Annotated in this window: 14 protein-coding genes; 12 read left to right on the top strand and 2 right to left on the bottom strand. The window is 33.5% G+C overall.

Annotated elements, in window-relative coordinates; translation table 11 throughout:
* The first annotated feature begins 112 nt into the window (after window positions 1-112).
* From QMA06_RS07635 to QMA06_RS07620, 4 genes are all read left to right on the top strand, one after another.
* Complete coding sequence (locus tag QMA06_RS07635; RefSeq protein ID WP_290206279.1) at window positions 113-586, top strand: TlpA family protein disulfide reductase; 474 nt, start codon at window positions 113-115, stop codon at window positions 584-586.
* A gap of 74 nt (window positions 587-660) precedes the next feature.
* Window positions 661-1272, top strand: a complete 612-nt coding sequence (locus QMA06_RS07630; RefSeq protein ID WP_290206278.1) for a thioredoxin family protein — start codon at window positions 661-663, stop codon at window positions 1270-1272.
* A gap of 140 nt (window positions 1273-1412) precedes the next feature.
* Entirely contained in the window at window positions 1413-1730 is a 318-nt protein-coding gene (locus QMA06_RS07625; RefSeq protein WP_290206277.1) for a rhodanese-like domain-containing protein, read from the top strand.
* A gap of 17 nt (window positions 1731-1747) precedes the next feature.
* Complete coding sequence (locus QMA06_RS07620) at window positions 1748-2158, top strand: rhodanese-like domain-containing protein (protein ID WP_290206276.1); 411 nt, start codon at window positions 1748-1750, stop codon at window positions 2156-2158.
* Window positions 2159-2385: 227 nt separating this feature from the next.
* Here QMA06_RS07620 and QMA06_RS07615 read toward each other — a convergent pair whose 3' ends face one another.
* Both QMA06_RS07615 and QMA06_RS07610 read right to left on the bottom strand, forming a co-directional pair.
* A complete protein-coding gene (locus QMA06_RS07615) occupies window positions 2386-3729 on the bottom strand; it encodes a sensor histidine kinase (RefSeq protein ID WP_290206275.1) in 1344 nt (447 codons plus the stop codon).
* The gene (locus QMA06_RS07610; RefSeq protein WP_290206274.1) at window positions 3719-5071 is read right to left on the bottom strand and encodes a sigma-54-dependent transcriptional regulator; all 1353 of its coding nucleotides are present in this window, start codon (window positions 5069-5071) and stop codon (window positions 3719-3721) included. Before QMA06_RS07610 ends, QMA06_RS07615 begins: the two co-directional genes overlap by 11 nt.
* 298 nt (window positions 5072-5369) lie before the next feature.
* Between QMA06_RS07610 and QMA06_RS07605 the strand changes: the two genes are divergently transcribed.
* From QMA06_RS07605 to QMA06_RS07570, 8 genes are all read left to right on the top strand, one after another.
* On the top strand, window positions 5370-6620 hold the full coding sequence (locus QMA06_RS07605; RefSeq protein WP_290206273.1) for an efflux RND transporter periplasmic adaptor subunit: 1251 nt from the start codon (window positions 5370-5372) through the stop codon (window positions 6618-6620).
* A 163-nt stretch (window positions 6621-6783) separates the two neighbouring features.
* On the top strand, window positions 6784-7464 hold the full coding sequence (locus QMA06_RS07600; protein ID WP_290206272.1) for an ABC transporter ATP-binding protein: 681 nt from the start codon (window positions 6784-6786) through the stop codon (window positions 7462-7464).
* A 183-nt stretch (window positions 7465-7647) separates the two neighbouring features.
* Complete coding sequence (locus QMA06_RS07595) at window positions 7648-10047, top strand: ABC transporter permease (protein ID WP_290206271.1); 2400 nt, start codon at window positions 7648-7650, stop codon at window positions 10045-10047.
* 119 nt (window positions 10048-10166) lie between these two features.
* Window positions 10167-12581, top strand: a complete 2415-nt coding sequence (locus tag QMA06_RS07590) for an ABC transporter permease (protein ID WP_290206270.1) — start codon at window positions 10167-10169, stop codon at window positions 12579-12581.
* 67 nt (window positions 12582-12648) lie between these two features.
* Window positions 12649-15096 (top strand): ABC transporter permease, encoded by a 2448-nt coding sequence (locus tag QMA06_RS07585; RefSeq protein WP_290206269.1) that lies wholly within the window; start codon window positions 12649-12651, stop codon window positions 15094-15096.
* A gap of 332 nt (window positions 15097-15428) precedes the next feature.
* Complete coding sequence (locus QMA06_RS07580; protein WP_290206268.1) at window positions 15429-17783, top strand: ABC transporter permease; 2355 nt, start codon at window positions 15429-15431, stop codon at window positions 17781-17783.
* Between the two features lie 13 nt (window positions 17784-17796).
* Window positions 17797-20181, top strand: a complete 2385-nt coding sequence (locus QMA06_RS07575) for an ABC transporter permease (RefSeq protein WP_290206267.1) — start codon at window positions 17797-17799, stop codon at window positions 20179-20181.
* Between the two features lie 17 nt (window positions 20182-20198).
* Window positions 20199-20942 (top strand): head GIN domain-containing protein, encoded by a 744-nt coding sequence (locus QMA06_RS07570; RefSeq protein WP_290206266.1) that lies wholly within the window; start codon window positions 20199-20201, stop codon window positions 20940-20942.
* The last annotated feature ends 55 nt before the right edge of the window (window positions 20943-20997 follow it).

The raw sequence follows: 20997 nt of genomic DNA, 5'->3' as shown, positions 1-20997 counted from the left end.
AGAACTAAATAATATTGACATTTACAATATAAAAAAAATCAATTTCGATATCTCAGCAAATGATAATATAGAAATTCTATGAGCGCGTTAAAAAATCAATAGCTATTAACTTATGAAACATCTCTTTTTAATTCTGCTAATTTTAGTTATACCTTTTCAAAATGATAAATTGGAAGTTTATGATTATGACGGATTAGAACCATTGATAAACAAGAACGATGGAAAGATACATGTTGTTAATTTTTGGGCCACATGGTGTGCACCATGCATAAAAGAATTGCCTTATTTTGAGGCTATAAATGATAAATATAAAGATGGTAATGTTGAGGTACTATTGGTGAGTTTAGATTTTCCTAATAAGTATGACACTACATTAAAACCGTTTATAAAAAAGAAAAACTTAAAATCGAAGGTTGTTGCTTTAGATGATACGGACCAAAACCGATGGATACCGGCAATTGATAAAAACTGGTCAGGTGCGCTGCCTGCAACAATTATCTATAAAGGAGATAAGCGTCAATTTTATGAAAGATCTTTTACACAAGAAGAATTAGAAGCCGAACTCCAAAAATTTTTAAAGTTATAGGTGATTTATATAATGTTGTAGTTGGAAAATTGATTAATTTAAAAGAATAAAAAATAATTATAAATTTAAAAATAATGAAAACCTTAAAATTATTATCAGTTGTAGTGTTCGTATTTGCACTGTCTTCTTTTACAAGTAAAACTATTATCAACGGTTATAACGTTGGAGATAAAGCCACCGATTTTAGTCTCGAAAATATTGATGGCAAAATGGTGTCGCTATCCGACTACACAGAGGCTAAAGGCTTTATTATTACATTTACATGTAATACCTGTCCTTACGCTGTAGCTTATGAAGATAGAATAGAGGCTTTAAATAAAAAATATGCTCCTAAAGGTTTTCCTGTTATAGCCATTATGCCCAATAATCCCGAAGTTAAACCAGGTGATAATATGGAAGCAATGCAACGTAGAGCTAAAGAAAAAGGATTTACTTTTCCTTATTTAATGGATAAAGGGCAAGAAATTTATCCACAATATGGTGCAACAAAGACTCCTCATATTTATGTATTAGAAAAAACGACCAACGGTAATGAAGTAAAATATATTGGAGCTATAGACGATAATTATAAAAATGCCGATGCTGTAAAAGAAAAATATGTTGAAAATGCGGTTGATGCATTATTGAATGGCAAGGACATTAAAGTAAAAGAAACGCGAGCGATTGGATGTACTATAAAAGTATAAATTGATAAAAACAAGTCTTGGGTTTTAAATTAAGTTCAGGCATAGAAATGTTAAAAATTGATCCGAAGTGTAACACTTCGGATTTTTTTTAGTCTATATACTAAGGAAATGTTAAATTTGCATAAACTTAAATAGACGTAATGGCAGATTTATCACAAAATGATTGGACAAAACAACTCAATGCAGACAATAATTCTGTTGTTTTAGATGTTAGAACACAAGAAGAAGTTGATGAAGGAATTATTCCTAATGCAATTCACATTGATATTTATAAAGGCCAAGCTTTTGTAGATGAATTGGAAGGCTTAGATAAAACCAAAAATTATTATGTGTATTGCAGATCTGGAGGGAGAAGTGGACAAGCCTGCGGTATAATGGACCAATTAGGTTTTAATAACGCTTATAATTTGAAAGGCGGTTTCAATGAATGGCAAGGTGAAGTTGCTCATCAAGAATAATATTAAATTTAATAATAATGAAAAACAACGTTGTATGTTTTTGTCTTTTTATGACATTTTGTTTCAGTGTTAGCTGTATTGATAGTAAGCGAGATACCAACGAAGTAAAATTGGTTACTGCTGAAGAGATGCAGTCGATTTTAGAATTAGAAGATGTACAATTAGTTGATGTACGTACTCCTGAAGAACATAAAGAATTGCATATAGTTAGTGCTCAGAATATTGATTTTATGTCACCAACTTTTGATGATGACATCTCTAAATTAGATAAAAAGAAACCAGTAATATTATATTGTAAATCTGGTGGCCGTAGTGCTAAATGTGCAAAAAAGATGAAAGATGCAGGCTTTGAGAAAATATACGATCTCCAAGGTGGCATTTCAAAATGGAAACATTCAGATAAAATAAAATTTAAATCAAAATCATAAAAAAATAGACCGAACTTTTGTTCGGTTTTTTTATGTTTAAAGTCAGAAACTAAAAAGACAGACTAGGCATTAACGTTTTATTTTTTAGCGTAAACAGTAGTGAAATAGAACTTTATCTTATTTCTTACTCTAATAAATTTCGATACATCGCTTTATTCGTCATATAAAAAGTAGAATAAACATCCAAAGCGTGTTGTATTGACTAAACTTCAATTCAACTTTTCTCGTTAAAACACCAAACTAAATACAGAACCTTCTCCTTCAATACTTTTTACTATGATTCGGCCTTTATGAAGTAACATAATCTGTTTACAAAGGCTTAATCCAATACCGCTTCCGGTGGCTTTACTTGTAAAAAAAGGCACAAAGATATTATCTAATATATCTTGTGGAATACCAGAACCATTATCAAAGACTCTAATTACAATATCTCTATTGGTATTTTGAGAAGCTACAATTTTAATTTCTGCATGAACTTCATTTTTACAAGCATCAACCGCATTTAAAATGAGATTAATTAAAACTTGTTCAATAAGATGCATATCGATATCTAACTCTAGTTTAGGAGTTGTAATATTAAATGCTATAGCTATATTTTTAGCCTTTATAGAGGGTTCCATCAACAACTGGATATTATTGAACAACTCAGATAATTTTACCCTTTGTAAATTTAGGTTTGTCACTTTACTTAAGCTACGATAGGTCTTAGCAAATTTTAAAAGGCCCTCACTTCTGTTTTTAATCGTTTTAATTCCTGAATTAATATCATCTAACTCGAGTGTGTTCTCTTCGGGAGTTTCAATGGCTAATTGTAAGTTTTTTTGAAGTGTATCTGCCAATGACGAAATCGGGGTTATGGAATTCATAATTTCGTGCGTCATTACACTCAATAATTTTTTCCAGGATTCAGATTCATTTCTGTTTAAGGTGTCGTCGATATTCTGGATAACGATGAGTTTAAAAGCATCATCTTCAACTTGAAATACGGTATCTGAAATCAAGATTTTTATCTTGTCGTTTTGTAACGCAATCGAAATAGAATCGGGTTCTCTATGAAAGGTTTCAAAAATTGTATTGAATAATTCAGGTTTTCTGTTTTCGACAAATCGTATGTTTTTAAAAGAAGGCACATCTAATATTTCACCAAAGGAATCATTACTCCAAAGTACCTCTCCAGATTCCAAATTATAGGCAATTATACCAATGTCTACCATTTCTAATATCTTCTGAAGGTAAACATATTGGGCTTCATTCTGTGAGTTGATTTCTTTAATGGTTCTATTAATTTCATTAAAACCAGTGTACAGAAAACGAATATCTTTAGGGCCTCTATCTTCTGGAAACCATCTTGAAAAATCACGATACTTAACGGCTTCAAAAAAATCGTCCATAGCTACAAATCGACGTTTTACAAATGAGTACGTATTGATTATTAAGTAGAGAATGCCGATGCCAATAATTACCGCGTAAATGGTTTTATCTTTATAAACGGTATATACCAAAGAAAGTAATGTGCCAACAAGAAGTATAATTCTAAAAAACAGCCAAAATAGGTAACCTCTATAGTTCATACTTCTCTAGACGTCTATATAATGCAGCGCGTGTAATGCCTAATTCTTTCGCGGATTTAGAAACGTTGCCTTTGTATTTCTCTAATACGGTAAGAATGGCATTTTTTTCTACAGCGTCTAAATTTAGACTTTGCGTTTCTAAAGTATTTGTTTTTGTAGAACGTTCTATGGTAGAAAACACCAAATCATCGGGTTTTAAAACAGAACCATCGGTCATAATTACAGCGCGTTCTAATACGTATTGGAGTTCCCTAACATTGCCAGGAAAGTCATGATTTTTTAACTTTGAAATGAATCCAGGCTCGAATGAAAACGCGTTTTTATTATATTTTTCGGCATATAATGCCACAAAATAGTGAGCCAATTCCGTAATGTCTGTGCCTCTATGTCTTAAAGGCGGCACCGTAATATCAACTGTATTTATTCTGTAAATTAAGTCCTTTCGGAATTTCTTTTCATCCGCCAACACTTTTGGATCAATATTCGTGGCACAAATTAATCGGATATCAATAGGAATAGCTTCATTAGAGCCTAAAGGTGTTACTAGCCTATTTTGTAGAACGGTTAATAATCTAATTTGCTGATTTAAACTTATATTTCCGATTTCATCTAAAAACAAAGTGCCACCATTGGCGGCTTCAAAACGTCCTTTTCTGTCTTCTCTAGCATCTGTAAACGCTCCTTTTTTATAACCAAATAATTCGCTTTCAAAAAGTGATGCGGTTAAAGCGCCAACATCAACTTTAATAAAGGGTTTGTTTTTTCGATTAGAATTATCATGAAGTGCTCTAGCAATTAAATCTTTACCAGTACCGTTTTCACCAAGCACTAATACATTGGCATCGGTAGGTGCGACTTTTTTTAATTTTACGAAAACATCGTTCATTACGTCGCTGTCTCCTATAATTTCAATGTTATTAGAATTTAGCGAATCTTTTCTTGAGTTCTTAGATTTTCTGTTGTTAAGAATAGTGGTTATGGTTTCAATGATTTTTTCATTTTTCCAAGGTTTCATTAAAAAGTCAGAGGCTCCTTCTTTTAAACCTTTTATGGCTAAATCAATATCAGCATAAGCCGTCATTAAAATCACAGCGGTTTCAGGTTTTTGTTGCCTGATTTTATTCAACCAAAAAATACCTTCATTACCTGTATTCACCAATCCATTAAAGTTCATATCTAATATGATAATGTCATAGGTGGTTTTTTCTATTTGCGACGTAATATTACTGGGATTCTTTTCGGTAACCACATCCTTAACAAGTGGTTTTAATAATAATCGTAATGCCGTAAGAACATCAACGTCATCATCAATAACTAATATAGTTGCGTTTTTTAATACCATTACTCGATAATCGAGATTTATTTATTAGGAAGCGATTCAAAAGTTCAACGTTCTGTTTGTAAAGTACGTATGAAGCTAAATTTAAGGTTGTGGTTACAATATTACGATTTTATCTTCAGCTTATTAAAAAATCAAAAATGAAATTTTAATGGTGGCTAAAAGTGTGCATTTTCGAACATAAAGTGTATCAAAAACGAACACTTTTAAATTTCGAATCATGTTTATTGTGTTGATAAATAGTGTTTTACGGTTTTGGCATTATCTTCACTATATAAATAATATAAATTAAAACTCAATAATGGACGTACCAATTCAAAAGAAAAAATTTTCTAATCAAAAGCTTTTAATTATCGCTGGTATTTTAGCAATAATAGCCTTAATCGTGTATGTTATATTTCAAACCTCAGGAGGTTCTAAATTAAATGTAGAGAAAGAACGAATTTCAATACATACGGTTTCAAAAGATGTTTTTCAAGAAAATATTCCTGTAAACGGAATTGTTCTGCCAATTACAACAATTTATTTAGATGCTTTAGAAGGAGGACGCGTAGAGGAAAAATTTGTTGAAGACGGCGCCATGTTAAAAAAAGGGGAACCGATTTTAAGGTTATCTAATACAGATTTAGAATTAAGTTTAGTTAATCAAGAAACCTCCGTTTACAACTTATTAACGCAGATGCAGATTTCTCAAAATGCAGCGCGTCAGAATACTATTAATAGACAAAATCAATTTACAGATGTTGAAAATAATTTGATTGAAGCCGAACGCGTTTATAATTTAAATAAACGATTATATGATAAAGGTGCTATTGGTAGAATGGATTACGAATCTTCTGAAAATGATTACAACTATCAAAAAGAGCGTATGAAACTAGCGGAGCAAGTGTTGTCAGAAGATTCAATTTCATCTAAGCTCGAAGTTAATCAAGCTAAAAACTCGTATGCGCGTACGCAAAGTGCTTTAGAATTAATGCGAAAAAAAGTTGGCGATTTAGTAGTAAGGGCGCCAATCGATGGACAACTGACTTCGCTAGATGCTGAAATAGGCCAATCCATAAACAAGGGTACGCGATTAGGACAAGTAGATGTTACCTCTGGTTATAAAGTGAGAGTGGATATCGATGAGCATTACATTTCTAGAATCTATACCGGACAAACAGGAACGTTTACACTCAATGGTAAAACCTACACTTTAACGATTAAGAAAGTCTTTACACAAGTCACCAACGGACGGTTTCAAGTAGATATGAAGTTTGAAGGAGATGTGCCAGAAGGCATCAGAAGAGGGCAAAATCTACAGATCCGCGTCGCTTTGAGCGCAGAAAAAGAAGCTCTATTAGTTTCAAAAGGTGGCTTTTTTCAAAAAACCGGTGGGAATTGGATTTTTAAAGTAAGTGAAGATGGAAACACTGCTTACAGAGTAGATATTAGACTCGGAAGTCAGAATACGGCCTATTATGAAGTTATTGAAGGCTTAAATCCAGGAGATGAGGTGGTGACATCGAGTTATGATTCTTTTGGCGATGTTGAAGAACTTATTTTGAAGTAGAGCAGCGCGTTATGATTAGTTCATAACGCCACGTTGAAAATATATCGAAAAACGAAATTTGAAATGGGAGTAAAAAACAAAATGATTACAGAAATAAATAATATATAAATAGATGCTTTTTAAGGTCAAAAGCAAATAGAAAATCAATTAAACAACAAAAAAAATGATACAAATTACCGACTTAGAGAAATTTTATAAAACCGAAGAAGTCCAGACCATTGCTCTAAATAAATTATCCTTCGGAGTTAAAGAAGGTGAGTTTGTTGCCATCATGGGGCCATCTGGATGTGGAAAATCAACGTTATTAAACATCTTGGGTTTATTGGACGATCCTGATGGCGGAAGTTTCAAGTTTAACGGTACAGAAGTCGCAGGCTATAATGAGCGTAAACGTTCAGAATTGCGTAAGCATAATATTGGTTTTGTTTTTCAAAGTTTTAACTTAATCGATGAACTCACCGTTTTTGAAAACGTAGAATTACCATTGATCTACACAGGCGTAAAACCAGCAGAACGCAAAAAACAAGTTGAAGCAGTTTTAGAAAAAATGCAAATTATGCATCGCCGTAATCACTTTCCTCAGCAACTATCTGGCGGACAGCAGCAACGTGTGGCTGTCGCGAGAGCAGTAGTCAACAAACCAAAATTAATATTAGCAGATGAACCTACTGGAAATCTAGATAGTACTAACGGTAATGAAGTTATGGATTTATTAATAGACCTTAATGAAGCCGGAACTACAATCATTATGGTAACACACAGTGAGCACGATGCAAAATATAGCCATAGAATTATAAGAATGATGGATGGACAAAAAGTAACAGAAAATGTTTTAGAAATGTAAAAGCAATCATCAATCAAAATCAATCAACCAGGTGGAAAGCACTTCAGTATTAATCGCAATTAACCAATCACTTACTGAAGTGTTGAAACCGAATCAATCAAATCAATCAATTAGATGCTGAAAACATTATCGGTCTGTAAATAGAAAATCAGCACAAAAAACGAACAGTTAAATCAAATAATCATGCTTAAAAATTATTTCAAAATAGCGTTTAGAAATCTTCTTAAAAATAAAGTGTATTCACTTATTAATATTTCTGGTTTGGCCATTGGGATGGCGGCAACAATACTCATTGGGTTATGGGTTGCTGATGAATTGGGCTACAATAGTTATTTTGAGAATAAAGCGACCATAGCACAAATATATCAACACCAAACCAGTAATGGGAAAGTGGAAACTGGGCCCGCGATACCTAGACCATTAGAGTTTGAAATACGTAAAGATTACTCAGATAATTTTGAATATGTTATGATGTCATCTTGGACACAGCCGAGATATTTAAAATTCGGTGAGACCAATATCTACAGAACGGGTAATGCCATGCAAGAAGCTGCACCCGATATGTTGAATTTAAAGATTATTGAAGGTGTAAAAGACGGCTTGCAAGAAAAGAATTCAATAATGCTATCCCAAACCACAGCAAAGGCACTTTTTGGTTCAGAAACAGCGGTTGGTAAAATCATCACGATAAATAGTGAAGATGATTTAGCTGTTACTGCAGTTTACGAGGATATACCTGAAAACAATACGTTTAATGATACGGATTATATTATTCCGTGGACATATTACGTCACTACACAACCGTGGATAGAAGCATCTAAAGACCAGTGGAACAATAACTCGTTTCAAATGTTTGTTCAGATTAATGAGAATACAAATATGGAGGCAGTAACTTCAAAAATAAAACATGTTAAACAAAAAATATATCCTGAAAGTATTGAAAATAACCCTGAATATTTCCTTTTTCCAATGGACGAGTGGTACCTACGAGGGGATTTTGAAAATGGTGTACAAACAGGTGGAAGAATTGAAAATGTGTGGTTGTTTGCCATCATCGGAATATTTGTGTTGCTATTAGCGTGTATCAATTTTGTAAATCTGAGTACTGCTCGATCAGAAAAGCGAGCTACTGAAGTCGGTATTAGAAAATCTATTGGTTCACAGCGTGGGCAGTTAATTTTTCAATTTCTAACGGAATCTTTTCTCATTGTGCTGTTGTCATTTCTATTTGCTTTGGGAATTGTATTGTTGTTTCTAAACGGTTTTAATAATTTGGCGAGCAAGGCTATTATATTTCCATGGGGAAATATTCAATTTTGGTTCTTATCACTTTTATTTATTGTCATTACGTCATTTCTTGCTGGGAGTTATCCGGCGTTGTATTTATCATCATTTAATCCGGTTACAGTTTTAAAAGGTACATTTAAGGCAGGTCGCTTTTCGGCTTTACCAAGAAAAGTTTTAGTAGTTGCACAATTTACCATTTCAGTGGCATTGATCATTGGCACGTTGGTGGTAATGAACCAAATTCAATTTTCTAAAAACAGACCAGTTGGGTATAATAAAGAAGGTTTGATACAAATACCAGTGATGAGTTCACAATTTTTAGGTAAGCATGAAACCATGCGAACACAATTTTTGGCTTCAGGTGGTGCTACAAGTATGACGACGATGAGCAGCCCAACTACAGACGTATGGTCTAATCGTGGTGGTTATACTTGGGACGGTAAACCTGAAGGCTTTCAAGAAGATTTGGCCTACACTACTGTAAATTATGATTTTGTAAAAACTTTAGGTTTAAATATTAAGGAAGGTCGAGGATTTTCGAGAGAATTTGCAACGGACTCCAATGCTGTTATTTTAAACGAAACTGCTGTAGAGTATATGCAAATTCAAAATCCTATCGGGAAGTATATTCGAGATTCTGATACCGAAAATCCAATTCCCCCAATGAAAATTATCGGAGTGGTAGAAGATATGATCATGCAATCACCTTATAGTCCGGTGAAACAATCGATGTATGCCTTTGGTATTAATAGGAATATAGCATATTATAATTTGAGACTTAATCCAAATAAAAGTATTTCAGAAAATTTAACGCTGATAGAAGATGTGTTTAAAACTAATTTTCCGAGTACACCATTCGACTATCAGTTTGTGGATGAAGAATACGGAAAGAAATTTAGGTCAGAAGAACGAACGGCAAGTTTAGCAAGAGTTTTTACTGCTTTAGCGATTTTTATTAGCTGCTTGGGCTTATTTGGATTGGCAGCCTTTGTAGCCGAACAGCGTACCAAGGAAATAGGTGTGCGGAAAGTATTGGGAGCATCTATTAGCCAACTATGGTTGTTGCTATCTAGAGACTTTATCACGCTTGTCGTTGTTGCCCTTTTAGTAGCGTCTCCAATTGCCTATTACGTGATGACACAATGGTTACAAAAATTTAGTTATAGAACCACTGTTGGTTGGGAGGTTATTGCTATTGCTTGTCTTGGTGCTTTAATTATTACGTTAATTACGGTGAGTTTTCAGGCTATAAAGGCGGCGATATCAAATCCTGTGAAATCATTACGCACAGAATAAATCGTAAAAGTAACCTGTACTGAATTGACATAAAACGCTTTTCAAACGTTGGAACGGTGTTATAATTAGCTAAAAAAAGATTTGAGCATAAGAAAAATGAGAAATAAATAATAGATACTATGAATCTCCTCTATTTTAAAATTGCTTTTAGGTACTTATTAAAAAATAAGCTGTATTCCTTTATTAATATTATTGGTCTTTCATTAGGTATTGCTACGTTTATAATTATTTCACTTTACGTTAGTTATGAGAAGAGCTATGATTCTTTTGTAGGCTCCGATACCGTCTATCGCGTCTATATGGACTATATAAAGGGCGATATATTTGAAGCCGGTGACGCACAGACCTATAATTTAACAGGTCCAACGCTTAACGAACAATTTCCAGAAGTTGTTGATAATGTTAGGCTTTATAGGTTAGACAAGGTCACATTTGTCAAAGGAGATAAAATTATTGAACAGCCTAATGGAGCATTAGTGGACGCTTCTTATTTCGATATTTTTGATACCCCTTTATTACAAGGTGATATAAGTAATTTTAAGAAGCCTAATACCGTAATTCTTTCCGAAAGTTTAGCTGAAAAATTATTTGGGGATTACGATCCTTTATTGAAAACCGTTTCTGTTTTTTATGGGTCAGATACGCTTTTGAAAGTGGTGGGTATATTTCCAGATATGCCCGAAACCACTCACATGAAGCTTAATTATTTAATATCTTTTGAGACGTTAGAAACTTGGGAGGCACTAAAAAGTCAAGCCAAGTTAAATTGGAATCAGAATAATTTCTTCACTTATATAAAAGTGAGTAAGCATACTAATTTTGAAGCATTACAAGATAAAATAACTAGCGCAGATTTTGAGAATGATCCAGATGAAAGACATAATATTGAGCGCATTACGGATATCCACTTATATTCCAATAAACCTTATGAAGCAGAGACAAATGGTAGCGGTAGTCGTGTAAAGTTTCTAACGATTATAGCCATTATTATTTTATTACTGTCTTGGCTAAATTATATTAATTTATCTACCGTAAAATCCTTAGAGCGTTCTCGAGAAGTAGGAATTAGGAAGGTAGCTGGTGCACAACGCTCACAATTAATTTTACAATCGCTTATAGAATCTATGTGTTTATTTCTATTAGCTCTTGTCACCGCAATTATATGGGTGATTGTTTTGTTACCTATTTTTAATGATTTTGTAGGAAAGTCTTTGATATTGGGAGTTTCCAATAGTAGAGCTTTACTGCCATTTGCAGGTTTAATGTTTTTGGGTAGTCTTTTAGCAGGCTTTTATCCCGCCGTTATTCTTAGTAATTTTTCACCAGTAAAAGCTTTAAAAGGAAAAATAGTAACCTCTTCAAGTAAATTGAACATCCGAAAGGGCTTAATTACAGTTCAGTTTTTTGCAACAATTATTTTAATTATCGGCACATTAGTGGTCTCTAAACAAAATAATTTTTTAAAAGAACAATCCATTGGAGCCGAACTCTCTCAAGTTTTAGCATTAAAGGGGGAAGTTTTGGAAACAATTCCAGACTCTACTTTAGCGGTTAAAATAAAGGTATTTGAAAATGAACTTAAAAACTTATCCTTTGTTAATGAAGTAGCCAGAACAGCAACTTACCCTGGAGATGGTTACGATAATTTATCATCGTCGGTAGGAATAGAATATCCAGACGGTACCCTCGATGAGCGACAAATATTTTACGGCTATGCAGCTAGACCCAATTATTTTAAGGTTGTGGATATTAAATTTGTAGCAGGTGAAGCATTTAAAGAGCGTACAGGAAAGCAATTGGAAAATATTGTAATTAATGAAAAATTTGCTCAGCAAATGGGTTATTCAAATCCTGAAGATATTATAAATCAACAGGTGAAATTTTGGGGTGAAACATGTACTATAACAGGGGTAATTAGGGATTATCATCATTTTGGTTTAAAATCTGAAGTACTGCCACTGATGATCTTTGAACATCAAACCTACGATAATGTGTTAGTAAAACTGAATACGTCATCGGGCACAGTAGCAGGTATGCAAACAAGTTTAGATGAAATTAAATCGCTGTATAAATCTATTTTTCCTAATAGTATTTTAAACTATTCTTTTTTAGATAAAAAGTTTGAAGCCCAATATGCCGAAGATCAAAAATTTGGAACTGCTTTTCAGATTTTCACAGCATTGGCGATTTTTATTGCAGCTTTAGGCTTATTTGGCCTAACCTCGTACATGTGCTTGCAACGCCGAAAAGAAATTGGTATCAGAAAAGTTACAGGAGCTAGTGTGTTTCAAATTTTAAAATTACTCAATAAAGATTTTGTGAAGTTGGTAGTCATCGCTTTCATCATTGCTATACCTGTGGGTTGGTATATTATGAAAACATGGCTTCAGGAATTTGCGTACAAAACCGATTTAAGTTGGTGGATATTTGCTTTATCTGCAATCATAGCCATACTAATTGCTCTCATTACAGTAAGTATTCAGTCTGTAAAAGCAGCTATCGCAAATCCTGTTAAATGTTTAAAAACGGAATAGTTATCATCATCAAATCAATTCACAGTCACTTTTATGTGCTTTCGTGAGCAAAAGGAAACGAACAATTATGATAAGAAATTATATCAAAATAGCATGGAGAAATATTGTGAAGCATAAGGTATTTTCTCTAATTAATATTATTGGATTAACCATAGGTTTAAGTGCGTCGTTTGTTATTGGCCTCATGATTTATTATGATTACACGTTTGATACGTTTCATAAAGATGGGGATCGTATCTATAGAATAGTTTCAGATTTCAGTGATCCTAAAGAAACGTACGGTAATTCTGGTGTTACATTAGCTTTGGAGGATGCGATTAAGGAAAATTCAAACTTCGAAACGGTCAGTGGGTTTTATATTGAGAGGCCAGCAAAAGTAGAAAATAAAGAAAATGGCTCTAAATTCAATTGGCCGAACTTTGTAATTTTCACTGGTTCAGAGTACTTCGATATTTTTAAATATAAATTTTTAGCAGGTAACAACGCGAATACCCTTAATATTCCAAATAATGTAATTCTTACGCAGAGTCGTGCAGCAGATTACTTTCCCAACACTGCGCCAATTAATATTATAGGTAAAACCTTAGTTTATAATGATTCTGTAAATGTTACCGTAACGGGAATTGTTGAAAATTTAAAACAAAGAACAGATTTCGTCTTTGAAGAATTTATATCTCAGCCCACAATTTTACAAACAAGATTACGAGAAGATTTTTTAAATAAAAATTGGGGAAACACAAACTCTGACTCTCAACTTTTTGTAAAGGTAACGGCATCTTCCAATCTAACCGCCATACAAAATCGTTTAGATGATTTAGCAAAGGAACATCGAGATGACAATGCTAAAAAATATGGTGAACATACACATTATAGATTACAGCCTCTCAGTGATATTCATTTTAATGAGGTGTATGGTATCTATGATTGGAGTAAAGGACAAGCTAGTAAACCGTTATTGCGAAACCTAGCGTTAGTTGCACTATTTTTATTATTGTTGGGGTGTATAAATTTTATCAATCTCAATACAGCACAAGCCTCGCAACGTGCTAAAGAAATTGGAATTCGGAAAACTTTAGGCAGTTCTAGAAAGCAGCTTATTGGTCAGTTTATGGGTGAAACTTTGATACTAGTTATAATTTCAGCTTTGTTGTCTTTAATATTATCAAAATGGTTAATGACAATTTTTTCAGATTTTGTACCCGAAGGTCTAGGTTTCGAACTTTTTAAATCGCCAATTATCATTGTTGGTATTGGAATTTTATTATTGATAGTGACCGTATTATCTGGTTTTTATCCCGCCTTAATATTGTCTAAATTCAATACCGTTTCAGTTTTGAAAAATCACTTAGCAATAGGTGAAAAGAAAATAAGGTTAAGAAAATTTTTAACCGTATTTCAGTTTTCTATTGCACAAGTTTTTATCATAGCAACCATACTGGTTGGTCAGCAAATTAATTACTTATTAACTAAAGATATGGGTTTTAAAACAGAGGCGATTGTCTCTGTGTTTAGTCCAAGAAGTGAGCGCGAAACTTCTAAAAAGCAACTCTATGCCGAAAAGTTACGTGCCATTCCAGAAATTAAACAGGTAAGTATTGGTGGTGTCGCACCTGCATCTTTAAATACCAATAGCACTACTATTACTTATACGGATGGTGAAAAAGAGGTCAATTCAGAACTACAATTTATTTTTGGGGACACGAAGTATTCAGAATTATTCGAATTAGATATTCTCGCTGGTCGTTCCATTCGAAATGATACGATTAAAGAATTGGTGATAAATGAAAAGTGTTTAAAAAATTTAGGATTTTCTAAACCAGATGACGCTATTGGAAAAACAGTGCAATTAAATAACGAAACGGTGCCAATTGTTGGAGTTATGGCTGACTTTTATCAACGCTCTTTAAAAACCGAAATTCAACCGATGGCATTGCGTGGCGATTGGTTTCGACCACGATTTAGTCAATTTCAAGCCTTGCATATTTCTTTTCAAAATGAATCTTCAAAAGGGTTAACAACAACACTTTCAAAAATTGAGAATGCTTATAAAACCGTTTATACAGAGACAGATGACTACCGGGTAGAATTCTTGGATAAAACCATTCAACAATTTTATAATAGAGAGGAAAAAGTATCTAAACTTTTAAATTGGGCAACAGGTCTGTCTATTGTTATTAGCTGTTTAGGTTTATTGGGTCTGGTAATTTATACTACCAACCGACGTGTTAAAGAAATTGGTGTTCGTAAAGTCTTGGGGGCATCAATATTAGAAATCAATACCTTACTATGTAAAGAATTTTTAATTCTGGTAGCCATTGCTTTTATAGTTGCGGCACCCATTGCTTATTATGGAGTTAATAATTGGTTACGAAATTTTGCTTACAAAACCACCATAAGTTTTTGGGTATTTTTATTAAGTGGAGGGGCTATGATATGCTTTGCATTAGTTATAATTAGTATAAAGACCTTGCAAGCGGCAAGTGCGAATCCGGTAGATTCATTACGCTCTGAGTAAATGTTTCCAACCCCAAAGCGGGGACAGAATTAAATGAATTATAGGATATCGTTAATTTGAGTCGTCAATACGTTATTCAGACCACCATTAGTTTTATGCTGAAATTGTTTCAGTAGGTAACCTGATTGACCTAATTAAAACTCTTTTTTCTAGTAGTATTAAACTGTTCGAATACGAACAAAAAGTGTATCGAAATCGAACAGTTTCATTTTGTAGTTTAGTTGTAAAGCGTTCATTAAAAGCAGTTTAAAATTTTGGCATTATCTTCTCTATAGAATTGGTAGTTGTGTTTAATTTGGAAATACGCAATAATTCAGTATTAAAAAAGACATATGATTTTCAATTATATCAAAATAGCATTCAGAACTTTATTGAAGAATAAAGGATACAGTTTTTTAAACATATTTGGTTTAGCTGTAGGTATTACTTGTGCAAGTTTAATTTTTCTTTGGGTAGAGGATGAGGTGAGTTATGATGCCAACTTTAAAAAGCAGGATCAAATTTATTATGTATCCACCCATCAAGAATATGATGGAGCGTGGAGAACATTTAGTTCTACACCTGGGCCTTTAGCTGAAGCGATGAAAACTGAAATTCCTGGCGTAGTTAAAGCTGCACGTACCAAACACAGAGATTTTTTGTTTTCGGTCGGTGATAACGCAATTAATAGATCTGGCCGCTATGTCGATAAAGATTTTATAGAAATTTTTAGTTTAAAATTTATTGAAGGAAGCGCAACAAATGCCTTTAATAATCCTAATGCTATAGTCATTACTCAAGAAATGGCAGAGGTGCTCTACGGATCTAATAGGGGAGTGGTTGGTAAAACTTTAAAGGTGAATGATAAGGATAGTTACATTATTACAGGTGTAATGGAAAATCTTCCAAACAATATTACATTTCCATTTCATTGGATAGCACCTTTTGAGCGTTATAGTAAACCTTACGATTGGATGGCAGAATACGGCAGTTTTTTTGCTGACACTTTTGTTGAATTGTCCCCAGAAGCTAATTTTAGTGCTGTAGACGGGCAAGTTCGTAATTTGCTTGAGAAAAAAACAAATGAAAGTGATGCGAAAGCATTTTTACATTCTATTAAAGATTGGCATTTAAGAGATCATTTTGAAAATGGTATACAAGTAGGAGGTCGTATTGATTCGGTTCGATTATTTACCATAATCGCTTTAATTATTTTACTCATCGCTTGCATCAATTTTATGAATTTATCGACAGCAAGAAGTGAAAAAAGAGCTAATGAAGTCGGTGTTAGAAAAGCAATGGGATCGGGGCGTTCTCGTTTAATTATTCAGTTTATTTCTGAGGCGTTGATATTGGCTTTTATAGCAGCTTTAGTTAGTGCGTTGTTACTTTTTCTTTTGTTACCACAATTTAATTTGCTAATTGATAAAAGTCTAACTTTAGGATTAACACAACCATTACATCTCGTCTTCTTATGTGGAATCACTATGGTCTGTGGTATTTTCGCAGGACTATATCCTGCATTTTATCTGTCTTCATTCAAACCAGTAGAAGTTCTAAAGGGCTTAAAAGTAACTCAAGGTTCGGCAACGTTCATTAGAAAAGGTTTGGTCGTTGGGCAATTCACCATTTCTATTGTATTTATTATTTGTACCATTTTGGTCTATCAACAAATACAATATGTAAAAAATAGAGATTTAGGGTACGATAAAGAGCAGTTAATTTCAATGAAAGTTAACGGCACTATAATAGAGAAATTCGATATAATTAAAGAAAATCTTGTTAACTCTAAAGCTATAGAAAGTGTGGGGTTAAATAACTCGGGCATTTTGGATGGTGGCAATAACGGCTCTGGTCTAAAATGGACCGGAGGTACAAACACCGAAGATGTGCTGATTTCCTATAGATATATAAGTTCTGATTTTTTGGAAACCGCAGGGATAAAGCTTGCGGAAGGGAGAGGGTTTAGTGAAAACAAAGCTAAGGACAGTTCTAGTGTTTTAATTACTGAGTCATTTTCAAAATTAATGGGAAGTGGTAGTGCTGTTGGTAAACAAATTAATAGACATGGGGATTTGTATACCGTTATAGGTGTGGTTCAAGATTTTTTATATGATGATATGTATGGAGCAAGCGATCCTGTATTATTCTTTAATTATCATGATGAAGCGAGTTTCATGTACCTTAAAACAAATCATCAAGTTGCGACTAACGAGGTATTACGTACGGTAAAGGGAATCATGAAAAAATACAATCCAGCCTATCCTTTTGAGTATTCTTTTGTTGATGATACTTTTAATGCCAAATTTAAAAGCGAACAACTTATGGGTAAGCTTTCGCAACTGTTCGCCTTGCTCGCGATTCTAATTTCATGTTTAGGGCTTTTTGGATTAGCGGCATATACAGCAGAACAACGCCGTAAAGAGATTGGTGTCCGTAAAGTGTTAGGAGCAAGTGTAACTGGTATTATAAGATTATTATCCAAAGACTTTTTGAAACTTGTAGGTGTTTCAATTTTAATCGCCATTCCAATAGCTTGGTATGCGATGGAAAATTGGCTTCAAGATTATGCGTATCGTATAGAAATTAGTTGGTGGATTTTTGCAGTAGCTGGCATTGTAGCCTTGTTAATTGCTATGGTTACTGTCAGTTTTCAAGCGATTAAGGCAGCAATCGCAAATCCTGTAGATAGTTTAAAAACCGAATAATATTTTCAGAATTATGTTACGTAATTATATAAAATTAGCCTGGAGAAATTTAAAGTCTAATCGTCTGTTCTCCATAGTCAATATTCTAGGGTTATCTATTGGTTTAGCCACAACTATAATACTGTTTTTATTCATTTTGAACGAGCGTAGTTTCGATAAAATGTACGCTAATAAAGATCGTATATATAGAGTGCTTTTAAACACCACTAGAGATGATATAGAAACTTGGGCAAGTGCACCCTCTGCACTTGGGCCAGAATTAAAAGCAAATATACCAGACATTGAAAATACTGGAAGACTTTTACAGCATGATTTTGGGGGTTCAGCATTCATAAAAGCGGGTAATGATGTATTTGCAGAGACAAGGTTATTTTGGATTGATGCCTCAATATTTGAAATGTTTGATGTTGAAATCATAAATGGTACTGGAGCCGAAGTTCTCAATAACCCTAATACGGTTTTATTGTCCCAAACCACATCGATGCGTTATTTTGGAGACAAAAACCCAATAGGAAAAACGTTAACCATTGATAATAACGAGACCTATGAAGTTAAAGGAGTCTTTAAAGATTTTCCAGAAAATAGCTCTCTGAATTTTAATGTGGTTGCTCCATTTATTATGCAATATTCAGCTAAAAATCCAACTTGGAACAATGCAAGTTTCGAGACCTTTATTCTGTTGAACTCAAGTAACCCAGATGTAGACAATATTGAATCTAAAATTCAGAATTTATTAGATGCGAAGGTTGAAAAAGATGAGCAATGGTATAAGTTTTCAATTCAACCTTTAGAGCGCATACACCTGTATTCTTCAACATATACTGACAGTTATTTGAATACAAACGGTGATATAAATCAAATTCATAATTTAACGGCTTTAGCAATTTTAATTCTAGTTATTGCTTGTATTAATTATATGAATTTAATTACAGCACGGTCACAGAAACGAGCAACAGATGTAGGTATAAATAAAACATTAGGAGCGTCAGTAAGGCAAGTTGTCGCAAGATTCTATGTCGAAACTGGCTTAATTACACTTATCGCCATGAGCTTAGGTATTGTATTTGCCGCATTGGCATTGCCTATATTTAACGACATTACCGGCCAGCAATTAGATATTTCTTCGTTGCTTTCATTTCACATTCTAGGTTTGTTAGTTTTAATTTGGTTAGTAACTACGTTAATCTCTGGTTCATATCCGGCCTTATATCTGTCTCGTTTTTCTGCTAAGGAAGTTCTACAACCATCTAAAAGTAAAGGAGGAATGACAAGTGTGATAAGAAAAAGTTTAGTCGTCGTTCAATTTTCGGCTTCTGTGATTTTAATTATCGGAGTTATGGTCATCCAACAACAATTAGAATTTATCCAAAACAAAAGCTTGGGTTATAACCCTGAGAACGTAATTGCCATTTCAACGGCGGGATTAAAGAATGGTCAAGAAAATAGGGCATTAGTAAATGCTTTTGAGAAATTACCAAATGTCTCTAAGGTTGTTATGGCTCAAGGTTACCCAGGAATGGATGTTAGTGGTCGTAGTTTAAGTAAGCCATACAGCGATGTGAGTATGAGTATACAGACCAATACCGCAGATCGGGACATTGTAGACGTGTTGCAACTTAAATTAATAGCGGGTCAGTTATTGCCAGAAAACAAACAACGAGGCGATACATTGGTTGAAGTGATTGTAAATAAAACTACAGTAGATTTTTTAGGTCTATCACCATATGAGGCTATTGGTGAAAAAGTAACGATGCAACTTGGTAATAATGCTTATATCTATGGTGTTGTAGATGATTTTAATTTTGCGTCCTTACATAGCCCAATTGGTGCTTATGCGTTTCATAATTCCATTCGTGAGCCGGCATCATATTTACTCGTAAGATTTAAAAATGATGTGTTAACGGAAACAATTTTAAATTTTGAAACGACGTTTAAAAATGTAGCACCCAATTCCGCTTTCGAATATACTTTTTTGGATAAAAAACTCGAGTTGCTTTACGAAAAAGAGCAACGCACCGCAAACATAGGATTACTATTTTCAATATTAGCCATTATAGTAGCCTGCCTTGGACTATTTGGCTTAGCAGCGTTTATGGCAGAACAACGACATAAGGAAATAGGCATTAGAAAAGTCTTTGGTGCGAGTGTGCCAAAAATAGTACAATTGCTGTCCATGGACTTTTTAAAATTAGTCTTAGTCTCATTAGTAATTAGTTTTCCCTTGGCATTATATGTTATGAATAATTGGCTGCAAGATTTTGCATATCGCATAGAAATAAGTTGGACGGTATTTTTATTTGCTGGTGTATTAGCGTTTTTAATCACCTTTGTTACGGTGGGATATCAAGCCATGAAAGCTGCTTTAACTAATCCTATAAATAGCTTAAGAAAAGAGTAGTAAAATAAAAAAAAGACATGAGAAATTATAAATATATTCTAATATTAATGGTGATTGGTATAAACCAAAACATCGGAGCTCAAACCAAAAGAGTTGTCGAAAATTTTAATAAAGTTATTATCAGTCCGCATATAGAAACCACTTTTATACAAGGCGATGAAACATCGGTTACTATTTTAAATAGTACCGAACCAGACGATAAAATTAACGTTGAGGTGAGTGGAGAAACACTTCGCGTTTACTTAGACGATGCCAAAGAAACCACTAAACATCAAAAAATTGAAGTTGATGGTATTAAAAGAAATGTGCCAATTTACAACGGAAAAGTGTTAACTATTGTAATCACTTATAAAACAATTAATAATCTTTCATTACGAGGTGAACAGCGGACTGTTTGCGAAAATTTAATTGCAGTTGAGAAGTTTAAGCTAAAAATCTATGGAGAGTCCCAAGTTACTTTTAATGATATAAATTTTAAGGAATTTGATGTAGATGTGTATGGTGAAAGTGAATTGATCATTATAAAAGGTAAAACAAACCACCAGAATATTACAGCGTATGGGGAAGGTAAAATTAATCTTGTTGAGGTCGAAAACAAAGAATCCAAACTTAAGGCTTATGGTGAAGCCGTTTTTACTATAAATACATCAGAGCAAATAAAATTTACAGCTTATGGTGAAGCAGAGTTGCACTATAAAGGCAGTGCAACTGTGAAAACGGGATTGAGCTTTGGAGATTCCACTATAAGCCGAATAGAATAGATATCACTATCATAAAATAAGATGTTATGCGTACTTAGATGCGTTTTAAATAAAA

The organism is Winogradskyella bathintestinalis, assembly GCF_030407435.1.
In the GTDB taxonomy this organism is placed as follows: domain Bacteria; phylum Bacteroidota; class Bacteroidia; order Flavobacteriales; family Flavobacteriaceae; genus Winogradskyella; species Winogradskyella bathintestinalis.
This window is presented reverse-complemented; position numbering and strand designations above follow the sequence as displayed.

Excerpts from the sequence above, each read along its gene's own strand:
- QMA06_RS07635 (WP_290206279.1), top strand. The coding sequence starts at position 113 with ATGAAACATCTCTTTTTAATTCTGCTAATTTTAGTTATACCTTTTCAA.
- QMA06_RS07630 (WP_290206278.1), top strand. The coding sequence starts at position 661 with ATGAAAACCTTAAAATTATTATCAGTTGTAGTGTTCGTATTTGCACTG.
- QMA06_RS07625 (WP_290206277.1), top strand. The coding sequence starts at position 1,413 with ATGGCAGATTTATCACAAAATGATTGGACAAAACAACTCAATGCAGAC.
- QMA06_RS07620 (WP_290206276.1), top strand. The coding sequence starts at position 1,748 with ATGAAAAACAACGTTGTATGTTTTTGTCTTTTTATGACATTTTGTTTC.
- QMA06_RS07615 (WP_290206275.1), bottom strand. The coding sequence starts at position 3,729 with ATGAACTATAGAGGTTACCTATTTTGGCTGTTTTTTAGAATTATACTT.
- QMA06_RS07610 (WP_290206274.1), bottom strand. The coding sequence starts at position 5,071 with ATGGTATTAAAAAACGCAACTATATTAGTTATTGATGATGACGTTGAT.
- QMA06_RS07605 (WP_290206273.1), top strand. The coding sequence starts at position 5,370 with ATGGACGTACCAATTCAAAAGAAAAAATTTTCTAATCAAAAGCTTTTA.
- QMA06_RS07600 (WP_290206272.1), top strand. The coding sequence starts at position 6,784 with ATGATACAAATTACCGACTTAGAGAAATTTTATAAAACCGAAGAAGTC.
- QMA06_RS07595 (WP_290206271.1), top strand. The coding sequence starts at position 7,648 with ATGCTTAAAAATTATTTCAAAATAGCGTTTAGAAATCTTCTTAAAAAT.
- QMA06_RS07590 (WP_290206270.1), top strand. The coding sequence starts at position 10,167 with ATGAATCTCCTCTATTTTAAAATTGCTTTTAGGTACTTATTAAAAAAT.
- QMA06_RS07585 (WP_290206269.1), top strand. The coding sequence starts at position 12,649 with ATGATAAGAAATTATATCAAAATAGCATGGAGAAATATTGTGAAGCAT.
- QMA06_RS07580 (WP_290206268.1), top strand. The coding sequence starts at position 15,429 with ATGATTTTCAATTATATCAAAATAGCATTCAGAACTTTATTGAAGAAT.
- QMA06_RS07575 (WP_290206267.1), top strand. The coding sequence starts at position 17,797 with ATGTTACGTAATTATATAAAATTAGCCTGGAGAAATTTAAAGTCTAAT.
- QMA06_RS07570 (WP_290206266.1), top strand. The coding sequence starts at position 20,199 with ATGAGAAATTATAAATATATTCTAATATTAATGGTGATTGGTATAAAC.